18 protein-coding genes and 1 tRNA gene are annotated in these 26,407 nt (G+C 62.0%); 5 read left to right on the top strand and 14 right to left on the bottom strand.

The window, feature by feature from the left end; genetic code table 11:
* Nucleotides 1–247 precede the first annotated feature (247 nt).
* The 5 genes from otsB to H3U90_RS03130 form a co-directional block, all read right to left on the bottom strand.
* Nucleotides 248–2,713: a trehalose-phosphatase gene (otsB, locus tag H3U90_RS03110; RefSeq protein ID WP_198177003.1), complete on the bottom strand. Its 2,466-nt coding sequence runs from the start codon at nucleotides 2,711–2,713 to the stop codon at nucleotides 248–250.
* A gap of 162 nt (nucleotides 2,714–2,875) precedes the next feature.
* Nucleotides 2,876–4,786, bottom strand: coding sequence for a glycoside hydrolase family 13 protein (locus tag H3U90_RS03115; protein ID WP_198177004.1), 1,911 nt, complete (start codon nucleotides 4,784–4,786; stop codon nucleotides 2,876–2,878).
* Between the two features lie 87 nt (nucleotides 4,787–4,873).
* A complete protein-coding gene (locus tag H3U90_RS03120) occupies nucleotides 4,874–5,773 on the bottom strand; it encodes a carbohydrate ABC transporter permease (protein WP_232340497.1) in 900 nt (299 codons plus the stop codon).
* A 1-nt stretch (nucleotide 5,774) separates the two neighbouring features.
* Complete coding sequence (locus H3U90_RS03125) at nucleotides 5,775–6,713, bottom strand: carbohydrate ABC transporter permease (RefSeq protein WP_198177005.1); 939 nt, start codon at nucleotides 6,711–6,713, stop codon at nucleotides 5,775–5,777.
* Nucleotides 6,714–6,733: 20 nt separating this feature from the next.
* Nucleotides 6,734–7,990 (bottom strand): ABC transporter substrate-binding protein, encoded by a 1,257-nt coding sequence (locus H3U90_RS03130; RefSeq protein ID WP_198177596.1) that lies wholly within the window; start codon nucleotides 7,988–7,990, stop codon nucleotides 6,734–6,736.
* Between the two features lie 207 nt (nucleotides 7,991–8,197).
* On the opposite strand from H3U90_RS03130, the gene H3U90_RS08280 reads away from it, so the two are divergent.
* A complete protein-coding gene (locus tag H3U90_RS08280) occupies nucleotides 8,198–9,478 on the top strand; it encodes an ROK family transcriptional regulator (protein ID WP_198177006.1) in 1,281 nt (426 codons plus the stop codon).
* A 22-nt stretch (nucleotides 9,479–9,500) separates the two neighbouring features.
* Here H3U90_RS08280 and H3U90_RS03140 read toward each other — a convergent pair whose 3' ends face one another.
* Both H3U90_RS03140 and H3U90_RS03145 read right to left on the bottom strand, forming a co-directional pair.
* The gene (locus H3U90_RS03140; RefSeq protein WP_198177597.1) at nucleotides 9,501–11,726 is read right to left on the bottom strand and encodes an alpha-galactosidase; all 2,226 of its coding nucleotides are present in this window, start codon (nucleotides 11,724–11,726) and stop codon (nucleotides 9,501–9,503) included.
* A 177-nt stretch (nucleotides 11,727–11,903) separates the two neighbouring features.
* Nucleotides 11,904–12,878, bottom strand: a complete 975-nt coding sequence (locus H3U90_RS03145) for a ketopantoate reductase family protein (RefSeq protein ID WP_198177007.1) — start codon at nucleotides 12,876–12,878, stop codon at nucleotides 11,904–11,906.
* A 111-nt stretch (nucleotides 12,879–12,989) separates the two neighbouring features.
* On the opposite strand from H3U90_RS03145, the gene H3U90_RS03150 reads away from it, so the two are divergent.
* Nucleotides 12,990–13,928 (top strand): sulfite exporter TauE/SafE family protein, encoded by a 939-nt coding sequence (locus H3U90_RS03150; RefSeq protein ID WP_269748676.1) that lies wholly within the window; start codon nucleotides 12,990–12,992, stop codon nucleotides 13,926–13,928.
* A gap of 9 nt (nucleotides 13,929–13,937) precedes the next feature.
* On the opposite strand, the gene H3U90_RS03155 is transcribed toward H3U90_RS03150, so the two are convergent.
* Both H3U90_RS03155 and H3U90_RS03160 read right to left on the bottom strand, forming a co-directional pair.
* Nucleotides 13,938–14,366, bottom strand: coding sequence for a nucleoside deaminase (locus H3U90_RS03155; RefSeq protein WP_198177598.1), 429 nt, complete (start codon nucleotides 14,364–14,366; stop codon nucleotides 13,938–13,940).
* A gap of 59 nt (nucleotides 14,367–14,425) precedes the next feature.
* Nucleotides 14,426–17,212, bottom strand: coding sequence for a cation-translocating P-type ATPase (locus tag H3U90_RS03160; protein ID WP_232340495.1), 2,787 nt, complete (start codon nucleotides 17,210–17,212; stop codon nucleotides 14,426–14,428).
* 522 nt (nucleotides 17,213–17,734) lie between these two features.
* Here H3U90_RS03160 and H3U90_RS03165 point away from each other — a divergent pair.
* The gene (locus H3U90_RS03165) at nucleotides 17,735–19,984 is read left to right on the top strand and encodes a cation:proton antiporter domain-containing protein (RefSeq protein WP_198177010.1); all 2,250 of its coding nucleotides are present in this window, start codon (nucleotides 17,735–17,737) and stop codon (nucleotides 19,982–19,984) included.
* 6 nt (nucleotides 19,985–19,990) lie between these two features.
* On the opposite strand, the gene H3U90_RS03170 is transcribed toward H3U90_RS03165, so the two are convergent.
* The 3 genes from H3U90_RS03170 to H3U90_RS03180 form a co-directional block, all read right to left on the bottom strand.
* On the bottom strand, nucleotides 19,991–20,746 hold the full coding sequence (locus tag H3U90_RS03170; RefSeq protein ID WP_154313710.1) for an alpha/beta hydrolase: 756 nt from the start codon (nucleotides 20,744–20,746) through the stop codon (nucleotides 19,991–19,993).
* A 31-nt stretch (nucleotides 20,747–20,777) separates the two neighbouring features.
* Nucleotides 20,778–21,587, bottom strand: coding sequence for a hypothetical protein (locus H3U90_RS03175; protein ID WP_198177011.1), 810 nt, complete (start codon nucleotides 21,585–21,587; stop codon nucleotides 20,778–20,780).
* A 200-nt stretch (nucleotides 21,588–21,787) separates the two neighbouring features.
* On the bottom strand, nucleotides 21,788–22,021 hold the full coding sequence (locus H3U90_RS03180) for a DUF2188 domain-containing protein (protein ID WP_198177012.1): 234 nt from the start codon (nucleotides 22,019–22,021) through the stop codon (nucleotides 21,788–21,790).
* 801 nt (nucleotides 22,022–22,822) lie between these two features.
* On the opposite strand from H3U90_RS03180, the gene H3U90_RS03185 reads away from it, so the two are divergent.
* Complete coding sequence (locus H3U90_RS03185; RefSeq protein ID WP_198177013.1) at nucleotides 22,823–23,260, top strand: hypothetical protein; 438 nt, start codon at nucleotides 22,823–22,825, stop codon at nucleotides 23,258–23,260.
* A 229-nt stretch (nucleotides 23,261–23,489) separates the two neighbouring features.
* Here H3U90_RS03185 and H3U90_RS03190 read toward each other — a convergent pair.
* A tRNA-Gly gene (locus tag H3U90_RS03190) sits at nucleotides 23,490–23,560 on the bottom strand.
* A gap of 123 nt (nucleotides 23,561–23,683) precedes the next feature.
* Nucleotides 23,684–24,802 (bottom strand): ROK family protein, encoded by a 1,119-nt coding sequence (locus tag H3U90_RS03195; RefSeq protein WP_198177014.1) that lies wholly within the window; start codon nucleotides 24,800–24,802, stop codon nucleotides 23,684–23,686.
* Nucleotides 24,803–25,100: 298 nt separating this feature from the next.
* Here H3U90_RS03195 and H3U90_RS03200 point away from each other — a divergent pair, with 298 nt between their 5' ends.
* Nucleotides 25,101–26,405 carry an AGE family epimerase/isomerase gene (locus H3U90_RS03200; protein ID WP_198177015.1) on the top strand — a complete coding sequence of 435 codons (1,305 nt, stop codon included), beginning with the start codon at nucleotides 25,101–25,103 and terminating at the stop codon, nucleotides 26,403–26,405.
* The last annotated feature ends 2 nt before the right edge of the window (nucleotides 26,406–26,407 follow it).

Here is a 26,407-nt window from a genome sequence, read left to right on the forward strand (position 1 = left end):
CCAATGGGGTCAGCCGTCAACATGGTGGACACCCAAACTTATCGAAAAACAAAAACATGTGGGTAATCAGACGTTTGGGCACCCGAAGACCGGACAATTATGAGAGCAAACCTGAAACAAGCAGACCGATAGCCAGGCGAAGCACCAGCCCGCCCGTGAACTTGACGGACTTCACGAACAGTCACCGGTGATGGCTGGGGTCACCGGTGATGGCTGGGGTCACCGGTGATGGCAGTGGTCGCCTGTCTTACTGGTCGTCAGCGAGCTGGGCATGCGCCTCGTCGACCACGGTATGGTCGTCGCGGAAGTCGTGGGAGGCCACAGGCTCATTGACGTCACGGGCCACACCGGCACCCAGGTCGGCCAGCAGCAGAGTGACCGCGGTCGGATCGTTGACCCGCAGCCGGGCCTTGGTCTGACCGGGCCCAACCTTGATGGTCCAGCCCTTATTGGGCATAACGGCGAACATGGTCTCGTCCGTCTCATCGTCGCCCAGGGCCATCATGAAGTCGTAGTCGCCGCTGTTGACGAAGGGCAGGATGGCCTGGCCCTTACTGGTGGCCACAGGGGTGACTTCGACGACCTTGGAATTTTCCATGATCATCAGCCCCAGGCCGACCACTACGCCGCGCAGACGACGGAGCAGATCCTGACGCTCCTGGTCGGCCACCTGGGCATCGCTCATCCGGTAGTGCCAGGCCACCGCATCGGACTTGCTCTCCACAAAGGAGTTGGGGACCCTGGTGGCCGACTCATCCATGATGGGCCGGATCACCTTCTGCCAGGTATCGGAGTCGGGCAGGCCCTTCGCCCGCTGCCACTCCTCCGAGTCGCTGCCGGGCAGGTTGCGGTTCCAGGCGCCATGCTCGGCAATCAGCCCCACCGGCAGGTCACCGAACCAGTCCTGCATGATCTGATGGCTGCGGCCGGAGACCAGCAGGAAGTCCACATCGGGGTTGCTTCCCACCTGGGTCAGCAGGCGGCGAAGGGCCTGGGTGGGCTTGGCCCGCTCAGGACGGCGAACCAGCGGGGTCAACGTCCCGTCATAGTCGCACAGGACCAGACGACGATGGGCGCCGTCCCACTGATGAACGATGGCGTTGTGGTGATCCATACGCAGCCTCCTGTCTGTCATACCCGGAGCGGACACCTGCCGCAGGGAGTCGAGGAATGAGGTGCACCAGTTGGCTGCAGTGCGCACCTTGAGCCGGGCCTGCATGCGGATATTGCGCCGCTTGGACTCCTCAGGGGTGATCTCCAGGGCATTGTGCAGGGCCTCGCAGACCATGTCGATGTCGTAGGGATTGACGATGAAGGCATCGGTCAGCTCGTCTGCCGCCCCGCACATGTCCGACAGGACCAGGGTGCCGTCGCGTCCGTCATGGCAGGCCAGGTATTCCTTGGCCACCAGGTTCATCCCGTCACGCAGGGGGGTGACCAGGGCTACATCGCCAGCCGTGTAGATGCCGCAGACCGGCTTGATGGACAGGGAGCGGGTGATGTAGTGGATGGGGGTCCAGGACAGCAGGGAGTAGCGGCCGTTGATTTCGCCCACCAGCTGGTCCACCTGGGCCTTGAGCCGCTGATAGGACTCGACGACCTCCCGCGAGGGGGTGGCCAGCAGGTAGTAGGTGACATGGCCCACCCATTCAGGGTACTTGTCCAGCATGCGGCCGAAGGCCTGAAGCCGCTCGGGCAGACCCTTGGTGTAGTCCAGACGATCCACCGAGACGATGACCTTGTTGGACCGGCTACCCACCGAGGAGGCCGCCTGCTTGGCCAGCGTGGACTCGGGGATGTCCTCCTTCATGTAGTGGCTCCACCAGTTGGCATCCGATGCGGCGGCTTCGTTGGCCGCCACCCCTTCAGCCGTCACCGATGTGCGATAGCGATGACGGGGGGACTTGCCGCAGACCTCGTCGATCCCTCGCCGCATGGCCCGAGCCAGGCTGGAGTGGGCGGTACGCCGGTAGAGGTTGTAATCGATGCCGATGGGGAAGGCGTCGATGGCTGCTCTGTGGCCGTCAGGCATCTCGACCACGCCGTCCTGGTTGACCGGCAGTTCGGGCAGCAGCCTGTGCAGCGAGGCCAGGAAGCTGGCGGAGAAGTCCACGGTATGGAAGCCGATCAGGTTGGCGCCCAGGACGCCCTCCAGGATCTCGCGGCTCCAGGGCAGGGAGCGGAAGATCTCGGCACTGGGGAAGGGCACGTGCAGGAACCAGCCGATGGAGGCATCAGGATAGCGTTCGCGCAGCATCTTGGGCAGGAGCATCAGGTGGTAATCCTGGACCCAGATGGTGTCGCCCTTGCGGATGAGCGGCTCCACCACCTGCGCGAAACGCATGTTGACCTTGCGGTACATCTCCCAGTCCTCCTGGCGGAAGACGGCCTCATGCGAGAAGTCATGGAAGAGCGGCCAGAGGGTGTTGTTGGAGAAGCCGGCGTAGTATCCGTTCAGCTCCTCCTTGCTCAGGAAGATAGGTATGCACCGGCTCTCCCGGTAGGCCTGCCGGATGCCGGCCAGTTCCTTTTCCGAGTACTTCTGAGGATCGATGCCGCTCCAGCCGATCCAGAGGCTGTCCTTATGGGAACGGTGGTAGGGGCCGATGGCTGTGGCCAGTCCGCCCACGTTCTGGCGCAAGGTGTAGGAGCCGTCATCCCGTGCCTGCAGTGACATGGGCAAACGGTTGGAGACGATGATCAGACGAGACATGCAACCCGCTTTCTTTTCCCGGCCGCGCCGGAATCGTCGGGATTGACCACGGCGCGGACCCATAGCCCCGGGACCCGGGGACCCAACCGGTCCGTACAGGCCCATCAGGGCATCGCTGACTTCCACTCTAGCCGGGAAAACTTGCCGACGGCGGGGTTTTCCTCAGAGTCGGTAGACGAAACCCTCCCAGGGGGACAGGCGGCCGGTCAGCAGGGAGCTGGCAGTCTGCTCGGGCCGGTAGGTGGATATGAGGATCCGGTCGGGGTCCACCGCTCCAAGGGCCATGGAGGTGAACCCGGTCTGGTCCAGGCCCAGAAGCGCTGCGGTTTCAGGCGGCAGTGAGGCCGGGCGGCTGCTCAGGTTGACCACAACCAGCAGGCGCTGGCAGGGCAGGGCGTCCAGAACGCTGTCAGCTTCGGGTCCCGACTTGGGCTCGGGCGCCTGGTCCAGGGAACGGGTGAATGAGTAGATCTGGTCCGCATCCGGATCCAGAAGGGTGAAGTCACCGGCCGCCACGACCGGATTGGTGTGCCGCAGGCGGATCAGCTCCCGGTAGAAGGCCAGGACCGAATCCGGATCACGCTGCTCAGTCTTGGCGTTGACCTTGTCCCTATTGGGGTTGACGGCCAGCCAGGGCTCCTTGGGGGCGTATGGAGCCGTGAAGCCGGCGAACCTGGTGGAATCCCACTGCATGGGGGTGCGGGCATTGTCGCGGCTCATATAGGCCAGGGCGGCCATCATGGACTCCGGATCCTGCTCGTGCGCCTGGTCGACACGCTGGTGGTAGAGGTTGATGGACTCCAGATCCTGGTATTGATCCAGGCTGGTGAAGCCGGCGTTGGTCATGCCCAGCTCCTCGCCCTGATAGATGTAGGGGGTCCCCCGGTGCATGTGCAAAAGGAGCCCCAGGGCCTTGGCCGAACGCGAGCGCAGCTCCTCGCTGGAGGTGTCGCCCCAACGGGAGACGATCCTGGGCTGGTCGTGGTTGTCGAAGTAGAGGCTGGCCCATCCGGCCTTGGCCACAGCCTGCTGCTGCTCGTCCATGGCCGCCTTGAGCCGGGAGACCTGGAAGGGGCGGATGTCCCACTTGCTGTCCCCCGTGTCAACCTCGGTCTGGGTGAAGAGGAAGAGCATGTCCAGCTCGTGGCTGGCGGGATCGGTGATCTGCCCGCTGCGGGCAGGTGCCAGGCTGGGAGCCTCCCCCACGGTCAGGTAGCCCTGTCGGCCTTGGAAGACCTGGCTGCGCATCTGTCTGAGGAATTCGTCCAGCCTGGGGCCGTCCACGCAGAAGGGCACCGAGGACGAGTATCCCTCGGGCCCTACAGGACCGTCAGCGATGGCCGATCCATCCTCGCCAGGCAGACGCCCCTCTGAGTCGACGGTCTTGGAGATCATGACGATCACATCCATGCGGAACCCGTCGATACCCCGGTCCATCCACCAGTTCATCATGTCGAAGACGGCCTGCCGGACCTGGGGGTTCTCCCAGTTGAGGTCGGGCTGCTTCTTGGAAAACAGGTGCAGGTAGTATTCGCCGCGCTGCGGATCGTACTGCCAGGCGGAGCCTCCGAAGTAGGACCCCCATTGGTTGGGCTCTGCGCCCGGGGTGCCGGGTTCGTGGCCGGCCTTGGCGGGACGCCACCAGTACCAGTCGGCGTGCTGGTCCTCCCTGTTGCGGGAGGCCTGGAACCAGGCGTGTTCGTCCGAGGTGTGGTTGACCACCAGGTCCATGACCACCTTGATCCCCCGACGGTGGGCCTGGTCCAGAAGCTCGTCCATATCGTCCATGGTGCCGAAGATGGGGTCGATGTCCTGGTAATCGGCGATGTCATAACCGTTGTCGTCCTGGGGGGACTTGTAGACCGGGCTCAGCCAGATCACGTCCACGCCCAGGTCGGCCAGGTAGTCCAGCCGTTGGGTGATGCCCGGCAGGTCGCCGTAGCCGTCGCCGTTGGTGTCCTGGAAGGACCGTGGATAGATCTGGTAGACCACCGCGTTGGCCCACCAGGGATTGGGGGTGGCTCCGTTGGTCCGTACCCGATCGGGCAGCTGCATGCGTTCTTTCTGGGTCATGGTCCTCCTCACGAAGATTGGATTCCTGGGACTTCCTTGTTCTGTGACCTCCACTATAGGCTGCCCTGACCGCCTGTCCTGGCGGGGCTATTTGACAGCTCCTCTCATAACGCCGCTGATGACCCACTTCTGCGCGAACAAGTAGACGATCAGGATGGGCGCCAGAGCCATCAGGTAGCTGGAGAAGGCCATCGGATAGTTGGTGGCGAACTGGGAGCTGAAGACATACTGCGCCAGAGGGATGGTCTGGCTGGTCTGATCCGTCAAGACGATCAACGGCATGAGGAAATCGTTCCAGGCCCAGAGAGCCGTGGTGATGGCGATGGTCGCATTGATCGGACCCATCAGAGGGAAGATGATGGTCCAGAATATCCTCCAGGTACCTGCGCCGTCCAGGCGGGCGGCCTCCTCAAGAGCGGTGGGGATGGATCGGATGAACCCCGTGGCGATGAAGAGATTGGTGCCCAGGCCCAACACCACGTAGAGCAGGATCAGACCGGGCACGTTGTCCAGGTGCCAGCTGCCGAACTGCTTGGCGATGGGAAGCATGACCACTGGGAAGGGGACGAACATGGCCGCGATGAAGAAGTAGTAGAGGAAGCGGAAGAAGCGCTTGTCCATATTCCTGGCTACGGCATAGGCCACGAAGGTGTTGGTCAGCAGGGTGAGTGCCACTGCGCAGACCGTGACGATGGCCGAATTCAGCGCGGCCTTGGGATAGTTGACCTTGTTCCAGGCATCGGCGAAATTGTGCCACTGCCAGGAAGAGGGCAGACTGAAGGTTCCGGCTTCCGCAGGAGTCTTCAGAGCCGTGACCACGGTGAAGTAGAGCGGCACAAGAATCGTCAGGGAGAGGACAGCCACGGTGGCCGTCAGCCACCAGTTGACCCTCTTGAGGCGCGACCCCGGGAATCCCCCATGTCGCCTTCCCCCTCTTCCTGCTGATTGTGCCGGTGTCTGCGGCTGCATAAGCGCTGTCTGTGCCATCTCAGATCTTCTCCCCTCTTCTGGAAATGCCCAGCTGGATGAACGCGATCACGGCCAGGACGATGAAGAACATGACCGCGTTCGCCGTCTGGTAGGCGTACTCCCCTCCAGTAAGGCCGCCCTTGTAGATGAGGTAGGTGACTGTTTCGGTCTTGGAATCCGGTCCCCCTGCGGTCAGGGCCACCACCTGATCGAAGGTGTTGAAGGCATTCTTCAGAGTCAGCACCAGATTGATGGTGAAGAATGGGCCGATCAGGGGGAAGGTGATCCTCCAGAATTTCTGCCACTCGTTGGCGCCATCGATGGATGCGGCCTCATAGACCTCCGAGTCGATGGTCTGCAGACCCGCCAGATATATCAGTGTTGAATAAGCCACCGCCTGCCAGACCGAGAGGAAGACGATGGGGATCCATGCATAGTGCTCGCTGGTCAGCAGGGACTGGGAGAGCCAACCGATGCCCAGGGCCTTGCCAAAAGCCGGCAGGGGCGTCATGAAGATGTATTTGAAGACATAGCCGATGACCAGAACCGAGAGCGTGTAGGGGATGAAATAGATGACCCGGAACCCGTTCTTGAAGGCGATCTTCCCATTCAGCGCCACCGAGATGAACAGGGCGATGAAGTTGACCAACAGGGTGATCAGGATGGCGATCAACAGAGTGAACAGGTAGGCGTGGCCCACGCGGCCATCACGGAAGAGGGCGCCGTAATTCTTGAAGCCGATCCACGAATAGCGCCCGTATCCCTGCGAATTCGTGAAGGAGTAGGCCACACCCTGGAGGAAGGGCACATAGAGGAAGAGCGCAAAAATCAGAGCGGCGGGGACCGCCATCCAGTAGAAGGCGCGGTCCACCTTGCGATTGGAGAACCTTGAAGGCCGCTTTCTGGCCTTGGCTGTTACGTCAGCAGTGTGAACGCCGACGGTCTTGGATTGTGCCATGTCTGAGTCCTGACCTTTCATCATTGGAAGTTCCTTGCTTGGACCTTGTCCCATTCGTTCTGCATGGAACCGATGAAGCCATCCACATCCCCCTTGGTGACCATGGTCTGCAGATAGCCGCCGATATTGATGGAAGAGGGGATGTAATGGTCGCAGAAGTCGGCCAAGCGGTTCTGTTGGAAGAAGGGAAGAACCCCGTTCAGGGCCGGATCGCCTGCCTCCACCTTTCTGGTCGGTGTGAAGGCCGTCTGGGCCTTTGCATACGTGCGCAGCTGCCGGGGCTGCATCAGATAACGGATCAGCCGCATGGCCTCCTTGGGATGCCTGGTGTTGGCGCCCATGGTCAGCATGACGTCGTCGCCAGCCGTCAGTATCTGCTGGGAGGGGGAATCATTGGCCGGCATCTGGGCGAATCCCAGGTCCACATCCGGATCGATCATCCTGATCTGCGGTATGGCGTATGTTCCCAGGGGCAGGATCGCCACCTTGCCCTTGGCCATATTCTGAGTGCCCTGCTGGTAGGTGACGCCCTTGTCACCGGTGGAATGGCTGAAGAGCTCGACCTCGCGCCGAGCCGGCTGTGTCCACAGGGTCTTGAAATCGGTTTTCCCGGCCAGAAGATCCCTGTACCTGCTCTCAGGGACCAGGGTCCCTGCCAGAGACGCCAAGGGAGCCTGGGCGGTCCAGGAATCGGAGAGAGTACCCTGCACAGGTTCGATGCCCTGATCCTTGAATCTGTCCATGACTGCCGTGAACTCCGACCAGGTACGCGGCGGATTGTCAGGGTCGACCCCCGCCTTTCGCCAAAGCGTCTTGTTGTATATGTACCCGCTGGCGTTGCCTGCAAAGGGCAGACCATACAGGCGCTTGGCCGAAGGATCCTTGGTCTGGACCAGATTCCTGGCTATCGACACCATGCCCGGATTGAGCTCCTTGACCAGGGGATCGTCAGTGAAATCATGGAAGACCCCGGATGCCGCGAACATGCCGAAGCTGATGTCACCGTTGAAGGTGATGACGTCGGGCACCCGGTTTTTAACCAGACGAGTGCGCAGATCCGTCTGGGCGTCGGCCGAATTGTTGATGTTCACCCGGATGTCAGGGTTCTGCTTCTCAAACTGTGCCACCATGGCCTTGAATTGGTCCGCAGCCTCGAACTTGAACTGGAAGAAGTCCAGGGTGACCACGCCTGAACCTGCTGAGCCGCAGCCCGCCATGGCCACGATGGTCAACAGAGCCAGGAGTGAGGCGACTCCGTTACGAATCCAGGTCGTCATTCGACCAAGCCCGAATCCTTCCCTACTGCCGATATCCTTCATATTTGGCTCCTTTACCATCCGCACGGGCAGCAATGACCTAGATGCTTCTGCGGACCAGCATAAGGGGCCGGGATATTTCATTCCCAGTCCCGGCGAGTTCCTTTCGTTAAGAAAGTAATTAGGATAGGCTGTTCAGTGTATGGGGTTTGTCCGTAAGGAGGCGCCGTGGCCGACAGAGACAACCAGAGATCCAACCACCACGAGAACACCGACCGCTCAGGAGAGGCACGGCCGTTCCCATCCTGGTTCACAGCCTCCGAATACACCCACCGCATCGCCGTTGAAATCCTCCAGCACGGCCCGATCTCCAGAGTGGCTCTGGCGCGGCGATTCAACCTGACCCAGGGTGCCGTATCGCGCATCACCAACGATCTGACACACCGCGGGGTCATCAGGGAAGCCGGCACTCTACCGCAGGCAGACGAACCAGGAAGGCAGGATGGCCGCAAGCATGGTCCCGGTAGCGTAGGAAGGCCACAGCAGGCCCTGGTCATCCGCCGGGAAGCCAAGACCTTCATCGGCATAAACCTTCACGGTGGCACCGCGCTGGCCACGGCGACGGACCTGGCCTGCCGACCCGTCGGCCGGTCCCACAGTCATCACATTCGGCAACGGAGCCCGGGCCAGGTCGTAAGGATGCTGTCAGACCTTACTCAGGATTGCGTGCGCGAAATCAGCCAGGCCGGGCTGCCCAGCCCCTCCGGCCTTGCCATCTCCCTGGGCGGGCGGGCGGAGCAGGACAGGGTCGTCACTTACGCCCCCTTCCTGCATTGGAGCGAGCCCGTTGATCTTGCCGCCCAGATGGAGGACACATGTAATCTGCCCTGTCTGGTCTTCAATGACCTCGATGCCCTGGCCCTGTACGAAGGATGGTTTGGCGAGGGCATCGGGCTGGACCGGTTCGCTCTGATCACCATGGGATCCGGCATTGGCTATGCCTTAAGCGAGCACGGCGTGCCCGTCTCCTCGCCGGATGAGGGTTTTGGGCTGATCGGCCATCAGCTGGTGGATCCGGACGGACCGGTCTGCTATCTGGGCCATCGCGGCTGCGCCCAGTGCCTGACTACAGGATCCCTGGCTGAACAGTACTCGCATGCCATCGGCCAGGCCGCCGGCCTTGACAAGTTGGTCAAAGACCTGGAGGAGGACATGCCGCAGGCGGAGACCCTGCTCAATCTGACCGGTTATCGGCTAGGGGTGCTGATCGCCCTGGTGGCCAACGTGGCCCTGCCCGAGAAGGTTCTGGTGGGCGGGGAGACCTCCTATCTGATGAAGAGGTGTACCGAATCCGTACGCAAGGGCACGGCCTCATTCCGCCACAGCCAGATGGTCGATGTCCCCGTGAAGATCATCGACGGCGACTGGCTCCGCTGGGCCCAAGCCCCCGCGGCCAGAGCAATCGCCCGGTACCTGCAGGGTCCCGAAGAGACCGATAAGCCCGAATGAGCGAGGAAGCGGCTGGACGGATTCAGATACGGCTCGCTTCAAAAATCACTGCCTCCGCCGGATGGATGACCGGTGGCCGGATTCCCTGAGCGCCCAAGGCCGCACCCGGGAGGACCACGCCTTGGGGACGCCACCAGCCCAGAGGGCTTTGTCCGTTGCCGATCCGATCCAGGTCACAGCAGACATCCAAGGGCCTGATCCGGTAGTCAGCCTTGGGGTCCAGGCCGGGAAGCGCCAAGGGCTGCGGGGGGTAATTGACCGAGGAGGTCAACTGGGTGAAGCGGTAGAGTGCCTGCGAGCCGTCAGCAGAGACCACCCCATCCAAGCGGACAGCCGGGTCTGGAGCATCGCCGTGTACTACATGACCGGTGTGCAGCATATGCCTCCACTGCTTGTAAAAATCGATCCAGCGCCTCAGCTCATCCAGCTGATCCCGGGGCACGGCAAGCAGGTTCCATTCCACGCCCATATGACCGAAGAAAGCCATGGCAGCACGCAGACCGAGCGAGGTTGCGCGGCCGGTGGAATGGGCCGGGGAATCACCCACATGCTCACCCATCATCTCCGGCGGCACCAGCAGGGATGTGTACCGCTGGATGTCGGCCCGCTCGACCGGATCAACGCAGTCCGAAACCCAGACCCTATCGGCATATTGCAATACGCCCAGATCGATGCGGGCGCCCCCTGAAGCGCAGGACTCTATCTCCAAGCCGGGATGCCTGGTTTTCAGGTCACGCATGATTCCATAGACCGCCTCGGTCTGCGCATGCACGGCAGGACGTCCTGACCGGGGAGAGCGGGCCTCGGTCACGTAGCGATTGTGATCCCATTTGATGTAGTCGATGCCCATAAGCGCAATGAGCGAGTCCATAGCCTCGAACACATAGGCAAAGGCATCGGGATTGGTCAGATCCATGACCTGCTGGTTGCGTCCTGCGACGGGCAGCCGGGAAGGCCTCGGGGACATGACCCAGTCAGGATGTTCGCGAAAGACGTTTGAGTCCGGACTGATCATCTCGGGCTCGAACCAGAGGCCGAATTCCATTCCCAGCTGATGCACCCTGGCAGCCAGGGCTTCCAGGCTCTTAGACCCCTCGGGCCATACCTGCCGATCGATGGACCAGTCCCCCAGCCCGGACTCATCCGAACGCCTGCCCTGGAACCAGCCGTCATCAACGACAAAACGCTCCACACCTATACGGGCGGCCTGTTCAGCCAGGGCAGCCAGCTTGTCATAGGACTGGTCGAAGTAGACCGCCTCCCAGGTGTTCAGAGTGACGGGTCTGGGACGCGAGGCCAACCCAGGATGCATGGACCGCAGGAAAGCATGATACCGATTGGCCGCCTGGTCCAGCCCCTTGCCACGGGAACCATAGAGCCAGGGCGTGGAATACGCCGGCTGGTCGGAATGACCGCCAGCAGGAGGAAGCGTGATCTCCCCGGCCATCAGAATCTCGCCGCCGCCCAGCGATGCGGGAGCCGAAGGAATCCTCTCGGCGCTGAGCAGACCATTGCCGCTCCAGCCCAAGTGGACTGTGTATACCTCATCATGTTCGAATCCGAACCCGGGTCGACCAGCGCACATGACCAGGGAGGAGTCAAAATCCGGCCGGCCCACCAGGCTTGGACGCTCCAGACGGCCTACGGTCAAGGGCTGACGTTGTGGACTGCGCTCGCGCAGGTGGTGACCGGTGGTGGTCAAAATCTCGGTTGCCTCGGCCGGCAAAGGAAAAGCCAGCTCCAGGCCGTTGACATCCAGATCTCTGACCCTATCCAGGTTGAACAGGTCTGCACGCTGCCTGACAAGACCGGACGGGAGCACCTGGCAATGCCAGGTCAGCCCCACGCCCTGGTCCCGATCACAGGCCCGAACCTTCAGCGTCGGAACAGCGGAGTCGTCAGGCCGGATCGGTTCTGCACCCAGATCGACTGATTCCACCTGGAAGCAGCAAAAGACCTCAACACCGCCGCGGCTGATACGCAGTCGGCGCTGTCCGGTCCAAGCCTCGGACTGGGTCGGAAGGATGCTGGGCCAGGCCGTCAGATCCAGGCCTCCCGAGACCCGCTGCGGGGCCAGAGCGTCGTAGGTTCCCAGAAGGGCCTGCGGATCGGCCACTGGATCGCCCCAGTGAACTATCCGCGGCAGACCCTTCCCCGGGAAGAGGACGGCAAGGGACAACCCGGATTGCTCCATGTAAACCAACCTGAGGGGAACCCCCGGATTCGATTTGCTCCGATAAGACCCCATCCTTGGGCCGTCGCGATGATCCTCCATGACACCTCCGCCATAAGCCCGGCGATGCCGGTCGCCGACACTGATAAATTAGGCTCCATGCTAGGGGCCCGCGGCTAACTTGTCTGGAAGTGCGTGTTTTTCTTACTTGGGAAAGTAATTCATGGAAATCTGCTCAGTAGCCCCTTGGCATCACCCCTGATCGGACTGCTCCTCATGGTGGACGCGGAAGGCCAGCTCGGCCAGGTGGACACCGTGGGTCAGGAACTCCTGGGTCCGGCAGACGTAGTCATGCTCGCGGCCCAGGCGCGCCAGGTAGCCGTTGATGTAGTCCACCTCGGTCGGACGGCCCTTGGACATGTCCTGGTACATGGAGGGGTAGTGGAGCGGGTTGCCCACGCGGCTGACGTAGTCCACCTCGTCCAGGGTCTCCTGGCGGGTCTGAATCAACTGCTTGCCGGCCCGCTCGCAGGCGTCATAGGCCTCGTCGATCAGCTGGCGGGACATGTCCTTGGCCCCCGGGTAGGAGATGAACTGGCCCATGGTGATCTGGTACATGGTGCAGATGGTGTTGACCACCGAGTTGAAGATGATCTTGGCCAGGCAGGTGCCCTCGAAGTTCTCGGTCAGGATGGGGTTGAGGTTGGCGGCCTTGAAGTCCTCGGCCATCCGGCGCTCCAGGTCGGTGGTCTGCTCGGTCATGGCACACAGGTGCATGGAACCGCCCCCGGACTTGCCGATGAAGTCCACGTCGCCCGGCCCATTGAGGACCGTGCCGATCATGGCCGTGCCGCCGTAGATGCGCTCCTTGGGGAAGTACTTGAGCAGCTTGTCGAAGTGCCCCCAGCCATTCATGGCCGAGAAGACCACCTGATGGTCGCGGAAGAGCGGTGCGCAACGCTCCAGGACCCCCTCAAGCTGCATCTGCTTGAGCATGACGATCCAGACGTCGGGGTCGCCCTTGTAGTCCTCGGGGGTGTAAATGTTGACGGGCACCAAATGCCGATTCTCATGATCGCGGGAAACATAGACGCCTCCCTGGTCATGAACCTTGTCAATATTGGGCATCCAGGTATCCACGAAATCCACCTGCAGGCCGGCCTGCTCCTGCAGCAGCACGCCCAGACGATAGCCCATGGCTCCGGCACCTATGACCGTATAACGCATCGAAACACACCCTCTTTGTTCTCTTGATTAGGCAACGCACCTCCGGGGACCGGCCCGGGGGATACCAAGCAGTATGCCGAGACGGCAGAAGGGAACCGAGGCAACGGTCGCATGGTGGACATAAGGACTGGAATACGCCCGGATTCCTGCACCTTGGAGGACTTGGCCGCATACGCGGACATCCTGTCATCCCGGAGAAAACGTCGACCTAGGCTGGAACCCATGCAGAAAGAGCAGAGCGGAGCCGGAAGGATGGACCGGCGGACCCTGGCCATCCTGGTCCTGGTGGGCGTGATCAGCGGATTCCTGTCGGGGATGTTCGGCATCGGCGGCGGATCGATCATCGTGCCGGCCCTGGTGTGGACCGGACTGCAGCAACGGCAGGCCTCGGCCACCTCACTGGCCTCCATGATCCCCATGTCGCTGGCCGGCGTGGCCTCCTACGCCCTGGGAGGACATGTGGACTGGCTGGCGGCCCTGCTGCTGGCCGTGGGCACGGTCATTGGGGCGCAGATCGGCACCTGGCTGCTGGACCGGCTTCCTGAGGTGATACTCAGGTGGCTCTACGTGGGCTTCCTGATGGCAGTCATTGCCCAGCAGTTGCTGTCCACGCCCTCCAGGGAGAGCAGCATCCGGCTGAGTCCGGCGGTGACCCTGATCATTCTGCTGGTCGGCGTCCTGATTGGAACCCTGTCAGGGTTGCTGGGCGTTGGGGGCGGAGCCATCGCAGTACCGGCCCTGGCCCTGCTGGGCGCCAGCGACCTGATCGCCAGGGGAACCTCCCTGCTGGCCATCCTGCCCAGTTCATTGTCGGGAACGTTCACCAACCTGCGCCACCATCTGGTCCACGCCGGTCAGGGGCTGCTTCTGGGAATCGTGGCCGCTCTGACCACGCCGGTGGGCACCTGGGCGGCCTCAGGGGTCAGCGCGCGAGTGGGCGCAAACCTGTTCGCCGCCTACCTCTGCCTGATCGTCCTGCGCTGCATCTGGGCGGCCCTCCAGGTCACCCCGGCCTTCCAGCGGTACAGGGCCAATCACAACCGCCGCTGAAAACGGGACTCAGTCCCGGCAGTGCCGGGCGAAGAAGCCGGCAAGGATCCCGGCGCATGCCTGTTCGCACACACCGCCCAGCACCTCGACCTTCGTTCCGGTGTGCGGGTCACGGGGCAGATCCCAGACCGACCCGCAGGCTCCCATCTTGGGGTCCCAGGCGCCGAAGACCACCCTGCTGAAGTGGCAGGCCATCAGGGCTCCTGCACACATGGGGCAGGGCTCCAGGGTGACGACCATGGTGCACCCGGCCAAGTCCCAGCCCGCGTCGGATTTCCCGATGGCCTCCATCTCGGCGTGGGCCAGGGGACGGCCCAGGGCCTGCCGCTGGTTGAAGCCCCGGCCGATGACCCGGTCCGAGGCATCCAAGACCAAGGCGCCCACGGGCACATCCCCCCGGTCTCCGGCTATGCCGGCCAGCCGCAGGGCCTCCTCCATGGGCGCCTTCCACCGTTCTTGCACGGGTTCAGTCTGACAGTCCAGCCCGACAGGTCGGTTCAGTTGATCATGCCCGCGATGCGGCGGCGCACATGGTGCAGATGGCCCTTGGGCCGCCCGGACGTGCCGATGCCACGCTTGGCCAGGAAGGCACGAACCATCTTGTCGCCCTCGCTGAAGATCAGGACCGTCAGTCCAATCACCAGGCAGATGAGCCACTGGCTTGCACTCAGCGGAGCCATGCCCAGAACGCCCGCAACCGGAGCCAGATACATGGCCCCCGCATGGATGCCCAGGGCCACGAACGAGGCCACCAGGAGGAAGGTGTTGTCCAAGGGGTTGAGCTGGAAGATCAGCCTGTTCTCGGACCGGGCCGACATGGCGACGAAGAAGTTGAAGAGGACCAGCAGGGTCAGGGCGATGGTCCGGGCGTGGGCCAGATCCATTCCCGCGTTGATGTTGAGGCGGAAGAGGACCAGGATGCAGGTGGCCATCCAGAGCCCGCAGACGGCAAGTCGCGCCCAGAGCACCCGCGAGAGCAGGCCCTCTCCGGACGAGCGTGGGGGCGACTCCAGCTCATCCCCGTTGCCAGGCTCGAATCCCAGGGCGATGTCCTGGACACCGTTGGTCACGAAGTTGATCCAGAGCATCTGCAGGGGCAGGAAGAGCAGGGGCTCCTCGGAGATCACATTGACCCCGACGGCGATCATGGCGGCTGCAGCCGTGGACAGGAGGAAGTAGGCGGATCCGCGGATGGCCTTGAAGATGACCCTCCCCTGGCGCACGGCCTGGGTGATGGTGACGAAGTTGTCGTCGGTCAGGACCACATCGCTTGCCTCCCGGGCCACGTCGGTGCCGGAACGACCCATGGCGATGCCCACCGAGGCGGCCTTCAGGGCCGGGGCGTCGTTGACGCCGTCGCCGGTCACAGCCACCACATGGCCCTCATCCTGCAAGGCCTCCACAATGCGCAGCTTGTCCTGGGGGGAAACGCGGGCGGCGATGGAGGTCTCGCGCAGACGGGCCCGGAGGACCTCGTCGCTCATCTCCAGCATCTCGCTACCGGTCAGCGCCTGGTCGGTGTGCTCAAGGCCCAGTCGGCGGCCTATGGCGGCTGCGGTCACCGGGTGGTCGCCGGTGATCATGACCACACGGATGCCGGCCCCGGCGCAGTCGGCGATGGCCTCGCGCACGCCGGGTCGAGGCGGGTCGAGCATGCCCTCAAGCCCCAGGAATGTCAGATCGTCTGGTCGACGGCGGGAAGCGGGATCCTGGTCAGGGGAAAGGACCCTGCTGGCCACGCCTATGACGCGCAGCCCCTGGGAGCCCATGGCTTCGTAGGACTTGTGGACGGCCTGGGTGTCCAGGGGAACAACCTGGCCATCCGGGTCCAGCATGGTTCGGCTCATGGCCATGACCGCGTCCGGGGCGCCCTTGACGTATTGGGTCAGGGTGCCGTCAGGGCTGCGGCGAATGGTCATGGAGTGGAGCAGCTCCGGCTCGTAGGGGGTCTCCATGACGATAGGAGCCTCCAGGTCTTCGGCGGTCACGGCCCCGGTCTGGTCGGCCAGGCGGGCCATGGCCATATCGACCGCGTCGCCGCTGTATTCGATGCCGCCTTGTTCATTCGGCTGCCGGTGGGCCTCATTGGTCAGAGCCCCGGCCCGAGCAAGTGCGGCCAGACCACGCATACGGTCGTCGTCGGATACAGCCGCTTTGCCCAGGTCCAGGCCCTCGACGGGGACGGGCTGGCCGCCGCCCAGGGTGAACTGTTCCACGGTCATACGGTTCTGGGTCAGCGTGCCGGTCTTGTCCGAGCCGATGACGGTGATGGAACCCAGGGTTTCAACGGCCGGCAGAGAGCGGACGATGGCATGGTATTCGGCCATCCTCGAAACTCCCAAGGCCATGGCCACCGTCAGCACGATGGGCAGGGCCTCTGGCATGGAGGCCACCACCAGGGAGACTGCAGACAGGAAGGCCCCCGTAGCGTCGCCATTGAGGATGGCTCCGCCGATGAAGACGAAGATGGCCACCAGAATGACGGCGACGGCGATGGCCACCTCGGTGCGGTGGATTATCCGCTGTAGGGGGGTGCGACCCTTGGCCACATGGACCAGATCGTTGATTTCGCCCAGCTCGGTGTCCGAGCCGGTGGCCACCACCAGACCTCGGCCACGGCCACTGGTGACCATGGTGCCCGAGAAGGCCATGCAGTGCCTGTCGCCCAGGGCTGCATCGCGGTCCACGGGGTCCGTATTCTTCTTGGCATCCTCGCTCTCGCCCGTCAGCATGGCCTCGTCGATGCGCAGGTGGAGGGCTTCGATCAGCCTCAGGTCGGCGGGGATGCGATCGCCGCTCTCCAGGAGGACCAGGTCGCCCGGCACCAGCTGGTCGGCGTCAATCTGCTCCATCCGGCCCTGACGCACCACCCGCGTGGTGGGGGTGGACAGGGTGGTCAGGGCCTCTACGGCCTTGTCGGCCTTGGACTCCTGCACATAGCCGATGATGGCATTGAGGAAAAGGACCAGGAAAATGGCCGCAGCGTCCACATAGTGCTGCAGAAAAATGGTGATGATGCCGCAGACCATCAGGACGGCGATCAGGGGGCCGGCGAACTGCTCCAGGAAGAGCTTCCAACGGGGTTTGGTCTGGGCCTCGGCCAGGCTGTTGGGCCCGAAGAGCTCCAGTCGGCGTGCGCTCTCCTGCGTATCCAAACCCTGGTCCCCGGTGCGCAGGGTCTCCAGCACAGCCGAGGTCTCCAGGCTATGCCAATCGGTGTCGTCGAAACGCATGTCGGACCCTGCTGCCGCTGCGTTCTGATTCTTAATGTTTGTAGATGTCATGGATGATGTCATCGGTCAACCTGGCCTTTCCAAACCGGATCGGTCATTTGTCCCCGCATGCGACCCTCTGCAGTCGTTCTTGCAATCTTCCTTCCGGACCGGGGGATGTCCAAAAGCATCGGGGAAACAATAGCGTGCACGCAAGTCCCCGGGGTCAAGAGATGGGGCTCCATGATCAACCGCCGCAAGCGGTGCACCTCTGGGAGGTTCGGAGCCTTCCCGGTCTTCACGAGTATACCGATTAAGCCGGCCTTTCATGCGCTTACGAGGGGTCCCCGGGCCGGATTTTCACAAATGTTCGCCTATCGCGAGCGCAGTCTGTCCACCATTTTGGCTTGAGGTGTCAATTTGGCGCACATTGTCCATTGATGCTGTTCCTGGATATCACCATTCCGTATAATGGACTGTGCGACGTCGATCCTCATGCGACCCTGCACTCGGAGATTCCTTCATTGGTCGAACGAACCCTGCTAGTCGGGCCTGCGGCAGCCCGCCCGGGATTGCGTGGCGGAAAGGAAGCCCGTGGAAACATTCATCCTCATTCTGTGCATACTTGCTGCCGTCCTCGTCTCTTCCTTCATCTCCAGGTTCATTCCCCGGATTTCCACCCCGCTGGTTCAAATCGTCCTGGGCGCAGTAATGGCCCTGCTGCCCATTTTCCCGCGGATGCGGCTGGACCCTGAGCTGTTCATGGTCCTGTTCATCGCGCCCCTGCTCTACTACGAGGCCCACACCATCAACAAGGTGGAGCTGCTCAAGGGACTGCGATCCTCTCTTTCCCTGGCCATCGGACTGGCCGCCCTGACCATGATCATGGTGGGGGTCATCCTGCATGCCGCCTGGCCCATGTTCCCACTGGCCGCGGCCATGGCCCTGGGCGCCGCCCTGGGGCCCACCGATGCCGTGGCCGTCTCCTCACTAGGGGAGAGCGCCGACCTCACGCCAGACGAACATTCAATCCTTGCCGGCGAATCGCTCTTCAACGATGCCACCGGTGTCATCGGCTTCCAGTTCGCCATCCTGGCTACCGTGACCGGCTCCTTCTCCCTGCCCAAGGCCCTGGGCGAGTTCCTCCTCGAATTCGTGGGTGGCATCGGCTTCGGTCTGATCATGGGCTTTGTGGTCAACTGGCTCTTTGAGTCGGCCCGCCGCCTGGGCTGGGAAACCACCACTACCCGGATCCTGCTGGAGCTCTTCCTGCCTTTCCTGATTTACATGGTCGGGCAGGACATCCTGCATGTGTCCGGAGTCCTGGCCGTGGTCTCCACCGGACTGCTGATCCGCTTCGACCACACCGGAGTGGGCCCCAATACCTCCAAGGCCAACATCGTCTCGTCCAGCGTGTGGAAGGTGCTCTCCTTCAGCCTCAACGGCGCAGTCTTCGTCCTTCTGGGCATGCTGTTGCCGGCGGCCATGGGCACCAGCTGGCGAGACCGGCGGGTCAGCAACTGGATGCTGGTGGCCACCATCGCCTTGGTCTGCCTGACCGTGATCGTGCTGCGCTTCCTCTGGACAGCCAGCGTCCTGATCTTCACCAAGGATCGTGGAACCGGCAGCAGACCACGGGTCACGTCCAAGCTCCTCAGGTCGGCTGCCGTCATGACCTTCGGCGGCCCCAAGGGAACCATCACCCTCTCCCTGGCCCTGACCATCCCCTATATGACCGACGACGGTTCCGCCTTCCCCATGCGCAGCGAGCTGATCTTCGTGGCCGCCGGGGTCATCATCGTCACCCTGGTGCTGGCCAACTTCGCCCTGCCCCTGCTGGCTCCCTCACAGAACAGCGAGGTGCCGGCCCAACAGGTCGAAAAATCCATCAAGGTGCTCAGGGGCACAGTCCGGGAACTCTCCAGCAGGATCACTGACGAGAACCGGCTGGCCATCCAGCAGGTGATCAAGCAGTACAACCACCGCATCGCCAAGCTCAAGTCGCAGATCGGCCAGTACTCCCCCAAGGACTTCCAGGACCTGCAGGTGCAGACCATGGAGTGGGAGCAGGACTACATGGAGGAGCGGCTCAGCCGGATCGAAGAGGCCCAGGATCAGCTGGAGGAGCGGCTCAGGAACGAGGACGCGGGCATAGAACAGGCACCTGCATCAACGCAGTCTGCCACCGGGGACGAGACCGAGGCCGGGACCAGCACCGAGGCCGAGACCAGCACCGAGGCCGAGACCGTAGCCGACAGGGATGCCGACGCCCAGCTGATCGACCGGCGCAGCGAGCGCGGAGACGACCAGGACGAATTGCTGAATCTGCGCAGCCAGGAACAGGCCGCCCGCAGGATCCTATCCACCATATCCGGATCCCTCTTCCACCTGGACAGGGGCGGTGAGCTCCGCTGGAGGGCCTACACGGCTCGCAGACGACTCAGGGGCCTGCTGCACAGCCAGTTCCACCGACTGAAGCACCTGACCCAGCCGATAGACAAGGACCGGGTCTACGTGGCAGGACGCCATCTGCAGGCGGAGATGAACCACTTCTTGATCGAAAAGCTCTACTCCGAGCTGGGCAAGGGCCGCTTCAAGACCGAAGACCTGCTGAACACCATCATCAACCACCAGATGATTGAATCCTCGGCGGAGGGAAAGACCGAATACGCGGGGATACCTGCCGTCAGGGATCAGGTGGAGGAGGCCAAGCGCGAGGGCTACGCCATCGAGCTGAGCCAGATCCAGGACATGGTCGAATCCGGGGAGATTTCACGCACGACGGCCAGGAAGATGCGCCGCAACGTCTACGTCATGCAAGTCGACGCCGACTCGGCCCTCTGATCCGATCTACATAAGGCCCGAGGTCACGTCGATCTCGCCCAGCCACTGACGAAGGTCGTTCATCTCGCGCATGTCGACGGCATGTTCCAGGTGGTCATACTCGGTGGTGTGCAGCCATACGTGCTCATCCAGCCAGGCGGCCAGGGCGCGGAATTCGTACTTGGGCACCGTGGTGTCATCCGAGCCGAACCCCAGAAAGACCGGCTTGTTCAAGCCAGCCAGGCGTTCATCCGCCGGAGCGGTGCCGGGCACCAGGCCCGGGGCCAGGAACCCGGACAGGCATATGGAGGCCCGGTAGCGCTCTGGGTTGACCCGAAGCAGATGAACAGCCAGCATGGCTCCCTGGGAGAAGCCCATGGCCACCACAGGTCGGTCCTCGGGGATGTTGGCTGAAACCCAAGCATCCACAGCGCGAGCCGCTGCGTAACCATCCCGATCCAGGTCCTCCTGCTCGGGACGCATATCATGAAACCAGGTGTAGCCAGGGCCGAACATGCCGCGCTCGCTACCAGGCACCACCATGGGCGCCCGCAGGGATGCGTAGTCGTTGTAAGGGGCCACATAACGCATCAGGTCGGCCATGTCCTCCTCGTTGGAGCCCCAGCCGTGCATGAGTACAAAAATGGGCCGCGAGGGGTTGCCCGTGCCCTGCTTGCGGGACCAACGGACCTTCTCGACCTTGAGCTCCTGCCCAAAACGTCCGGGCACCACCGTAGAGGGCCGACCCACCAATCCGCCGTCATCCTTCTGTGCTTGATCCATAACTGCCACGATAGTCGACCGGCCCGGTCATTCAATGCTGGCCCATGAGCGGCTCGGCCTGGCCACCCCACTGGCTCTGCAGTCCGGTCACCTGGGCCTTGCTACCCACCACCATCCAACGCTTGCCGGTCAGCAGCCATAGATCCTGAGGCTGCAACCCGCCTCCGTAGCGGGAGAGCAGGTCGGGCACGCTGGCGCGGATAGGCCCCTTGGCCAGGGAAGCAGCCGAATCGTTGTCGAAGACCACGTAGGCCATGGTCGTATCCGTGCAATACCGGGCTTGGGAGATGCCTACATACCCGCCCGGGCTGATGTCATGCCAACCCGAAGCGCACTGGCCAGCAGACTTGTCGATACCGCCGGTCATGGCCTGGGGCGAGCTGGTGGGCGCTTCGTCACGCGCAGGAGCCTTGATGATGCCCTTGGGGGAAGAGTTGGCAATGAGCAGGCCTGCCAGGGTCAAGAGCATCCCGCAGATCAGAAGGATAATGCCCGCCGAACCCACCGATGGCCGGTTCGGGACTGGTCCGGAGTGACGGGCTATGATGACCAAAATTATGGTCAACAGGGCAAAGGCCACGGAGACACCCACCCAAGCCGAGATGCCCACCTGACCTATGACCCCCAGCCTGGAGGGGGCTATGGCATGGGCCATTAAGGCCGCGCCCGCCAAGGCCGAGACCAGTCCCGTGACCGCGGCAAACCGACTCCAGATGTTGGCATGCGCTATCTGAATGGGACGCTCATCAATATCCGGGCGAGGAGGATAGGAGGCTGGCAGACCCTCGTCATACCCGCTGTCCGCCAGCCGCTGATCCAGCTGGTTGAATCCATCGGCCATCGACCTCGCCACCTTTCACGGTTGGTTTCAGTCTATGGGGGCGGACACATACAGACCAGCGACGGCGGCCAATGCTTCACCATCCCAACATCCTGCCGGGATGATGGATGGGCATAGTCAGGCATAGTTGCTCATCGCCGCAGCATTCGGCACGTGCACAGGTCCGATGACGGCGAAAGGTCCCAAATCTCAGTTGGAGCTCAGCCCTTGATGTCTCGAGGATCCTTCTTGCCTATAGTCCGCTTGTCGCGGATTTTGTTGCCGCCCTTGTTATGGATGTTGACCTCGCCGCCGCCGGACCGGTCTGCAAATACCCTGGCCTGCTTGGTGGCCTCCGCCTTGGTGGCGAAGGTGCGGGAGACGCGTGAGGCCCCGGCCCGCTTGACTGTCCAAAGATCGCGATCCCCGTCATATTGCACGTGATAATCAGCCATGATGGCCGTCCTTTCCATACTTCCCTGTACCCCCTCATCTTCCACTGCCCGGCCTGAGGCACCGTGCTTCGACACACCAGAACTTCCAAGAATATTGTTCATCAATGATGGCGCTAAGAGAGGCTTTCCGCACTGTTGCCGGGCTTGCAACTTTTAGGTCAGGTATCGAAGATTCGATTATGGGCAAGAGAATAAAAATGACCAGAGCAAATTACTATGAGGTGATTTAAGTGGAATGAAACTACGGATGTTGAGTTACCTACTTGGATACAGGATCTGGGTTGGATGCATATTCAGGCAATGTGGACACATCTCCATTAACCTTGAGATTCTAGAGGTTTGAGCAGAGTCCTGTTTGCAACCATAGGCGCGATTGGTTCGCCGATGCGGAAAGCAGCGTGCCCAGAAGCCACCAAGTGTTGGTAATAGCTTCGAGGAAGCGCTCCATCAGCTGGTCAGCAGGCGTCACGTCGGCATAGTCGCGGATTGAGTTGACAGGCACCACATCCTTAATCTCATGCCAACAAGCCAAGCTGCGATATAACTTCCTCACATTGGATGTGGCGAGCAAAAGCCCACGCATACGCCTCAATCAGACGTGGAAACACAAACAAGGCCACGCCATGATTCGTACCGTCTTTTGCTATAGTCGCCCACCTTGCAGATCGCACGGTTAAACCTTTCACAGATGAGAAACTCTTCAGTGAAAACTGGTGGTCAAGCGGAACAGGATTAACAGGGAATGTGAGGAAGCGTCTGCAAGCGGCTCTTCATACCTACAGATGCTGTAGCCTTGCGGCTATGGCATGCAGGGGACGGAAATCAGATAAAACAGGCGAGGATACGGAGAAGACCGACCTTCGCCGCACGATCCACGTACCCGCTCATGCCGACCTTGTCCTATGGTTTCTAGGCCTGGCTCTGTTGCTGCCAATGAGCTGGGGCTGGTATAGCAAAATTCCTATTCAGTTCTTTATGGCATTCCCGTATGCCGTTGATTTTGCTTCGGACACTTGGGTGAACAGGATAATTGCGACCACCATTGTGGGGCTTGTCTGCTGGCTGATAAGCGGCATTGTCCATATAGTTGCCTTGTATAAAGGGAAGTCGCGAAAAGCCCGGAAATGGTGGAACGTCGTCGCAAAAATCCTGCTTGTTTTAGTGACGTTGATCGTCTTGCTGCATAGTCTGACTGGGGTACTGTTCCTCTCGATAGACGTCAGCGATATTCCCCTGTGAGTAAACGCCGATACCGACGCTTCCTCACCGACTATAGGTCAATCAGCTTCATCAAACGTCTAACGATCTGGATTCGCAAGGAACGCAGCATACGCTCGAGCGAGAGCCTCTGCTTCATCCCTGGCAGGAGGCCGATCAGCTCCAGATGCGCTCAAAAGCTTATCTTTGTCAAAGTTGAAAACTTCCCAAACCCACATGTCAATGCTGATGACGATTTTCCAGAAAAGAGAGCGGGCGACGGGAATCGGACCCGCCTCTGAAGCTTGGGAAGCTTCCATTCTACCAATGAACTACGCCCGCAAATCCGGCTACCGGGGTCGAACCTCGGCCAACCGCATGCGAGTCACCATGGTAGCAGGTCTCGGCGATGTGCGCGAATCACCAACTCCGGGCACGGTTGCGAAACAGGACTTCAATCCACTTTCAGACGGTGCCGTCAGGCTCGATCAGGTCAGCCACCACTGTGGAGCATGCCCCAAGCAAGGCGGCATCCTCACCCAGGGCCGAACGGTCCACCACAAGGGGGCGGCGGAAATCGGTGGCCAGGGCATCGTTCATGGTCTTCTCCATGGCGCTCAGGAAGATGCGGTTGACCACCCTGGAGTCCCCCAGGACAGCCACGCGAGGAATGTCCATGAGGCCGGCCGACATGGTCAGAACACGGCCCAGCAGTTCGCCGGCCCGCTGCAGAATGCTGGCCAGATTGTCGGGGTCCCGGTCCATCGCAGCAGTCAGCTTGGGAACGCTGATCAGCGATTCCAGGCAGCCGCGCTTGCCGCATCGACACTGAGGACCGGTGGGGTCCACCACCACATGACCGATCTCGCCGGCCGCGCGATTGCAACCGGTCACCAACTCGCCGGAAACCAGCAACCCTGCCCCAACTCCGTTGCCCAGATGGACCAGCAGCAGGTCGGACTGTCCTGAGCCGAACTGCTGCTCGGCCAGGACCTCGTTGTTGGCATCGTTGTTGACCGTCACCTCCAGGCCTGTCTTCTCATGCAGGTAGCCACGCAGGTCGGTCTGAACCCAGCCCAGGTTGGTGGCATCATCCACCACGCCTTCGGCACTGACGATGCCGGGACTGGATACGCCGATGCCCATGATGGGGTGGGTTGCCCGCTGCATCAATGAATCGGTCAACTCCCCCACCAAGTCCAGGGGGACCTTGCCGTCAGCGGTCAGAGGGATCTCCTCACGCGCCACCACCTGTCCGGTCAGGTTGAGCACTGCCCCCCTGAAAACGTAGGGGGTGGAAAGGTCCAGGGCCAGGATGCTGCGCCCGTCGGGATTGATGCGCAACAGCCGTCCCCGCTTGCCAGGCCCAGTGGATTTGCTATAACCCACTTCCATGAGCAGATGCTCGCCCAGCAGCTCGGCCACGATGTCCGATATGGCGACCCTGGTCAGCCCTGAGGCGCGGGCCAGATCAGCCCTGGTCATACTGGCATCGGGGTAGAGCAGCCTGAGCAGAATGGCTCGGTTATGGTGCCGCACAGACTTGGGCAGCGCCTTGGACAGGTTGCCGGTATTGCTGGTCATGATTCACCTGACGATAGATAATGCGGGGACGGGGACCCGCCATGGGGATTGGGCCTTGAACCCCGTGATCACGCCCATCCATGCTTGCACCTTATATTGTAAACTTCCTTGCCCGGGCAGATCCATACCTCGCGATTGCGGCACTGAAGCTGCTGGTTTTCAGGACAGCGCACTAGCATCGTGAGCAAGACCACGGGGACAGCCAATAAAAAGTTCAGTTTCCTAACAATTAAGTGTTAGGCTGTTAACAGATACCAGAAACAGCTGCATCCCCTCGCTGAGCAAAGGAGCGATCGCCATGACCACGACACCGAACCATTCGGGAGTCTCATCGTCCGCCATAAATCCCCGATACCTGCTGGGCAACGAAGCCAACCGCATCTTCATGGCCTCGCAGACCTACGGCTTCCTGGACTTCGGACGAGGGTTCCCCACCGAGCAAGGCGGCGCCGGCTGGCTCAATGACGACGGCAGCATCGACCCAGACCGGGGAATCCAGACCTGGATCACCTGCAGGATGACCCACGTCTACGCCATCGGCAGCCTCCTGGGCTACCCGGGAGCATCAGAGCTGGTCCATCGTGGTGTTCAGGCCCTTCAAGGCAACCTGCACGACGACGAACACGGCGGCTGGTACCCCTCGGTCTCCTGGCAGGGCCAGCCCGAGAGCGGCAAGTCCTGCTACACCCATGCCTTCGTGGTCCTGGCCGCCTCCTCGGCCATGCTGGCCGGCGACCCCGATGGGCAGGCCTTGCTGGACCAGGCGCTGGAGATCTTCAACCGCTACTTCTGGGATGACGACAAGGGCCTTGCCGTCGACACCTGGAACAGCGAGTTCACCCGGCTGGACCCCTACCGGGGGCTTAACGCCAACATGCACAGCACCGAGGCCTTCCTGGCAGTGGCCGATGCCACCGGCAATGAGGACTACCGCGAACGCGCCGGACGCATCATCGACCAGGTCATCAGCTGGGCTGAGAACAACCAGTGGCGCATCCCCGAGCATTTCAACAGCGACTGGCAGGCCGACCTGGACTACAACCAGAACAACAAGGCCGACCAGTTCAAGCCTTACGGGGCAACGCCGGGCCACGGGATTGAATGGGCCAGGCTGATCACTCAGTACGCACTAAGCAGGTTCGATCAGGATGCCGACCGTCGCCACTACATCGAGGCAGCCGAGCACCTGTTCGCCAGGGCTGTGGAGGATGGCTGGGCCGCTGACGGAGCCGAGGGCCTGGTCTACACCACGGACTGGCAGGGCCGCCCGGTGGTCCACGACCGCATGCACTGGACCCTGGCCGAGGCCCTGAACACCTCGTCCACTCTTTACGCAGCCACCGGCAAGTCCACCTACGCCGATTGGTACGCCACCTTCTGCAGCTACGTAGACCACTACCTGATTGACCACCAGGGCGGGTCCTGGTGGCATCAGCTGGATGCCGACAACCACGTGATTGGCACGGTCTGGCCCGGCAAGTCCGACCTCTACCATGCCTTCCAGTCCACCCTGATTCCCTACAACGACCCAACGATCTCCATCGCCACGGCCATCAAGAAGGCCTGCGGACAGGGACCTACAGACCAGAATCAGGCCCGCTGAAA

The sequence above is a fragment of the Bifidobacterium sp. W8103 genome, from assembly GCF_016100775.1.
Lineage (GTDB): Bacteria > Actinomycetota > Actinomycetes > Actinomycetales > Bifidobacteriaceae > Bombiscardovia > Bombiscardovia choladohabitans.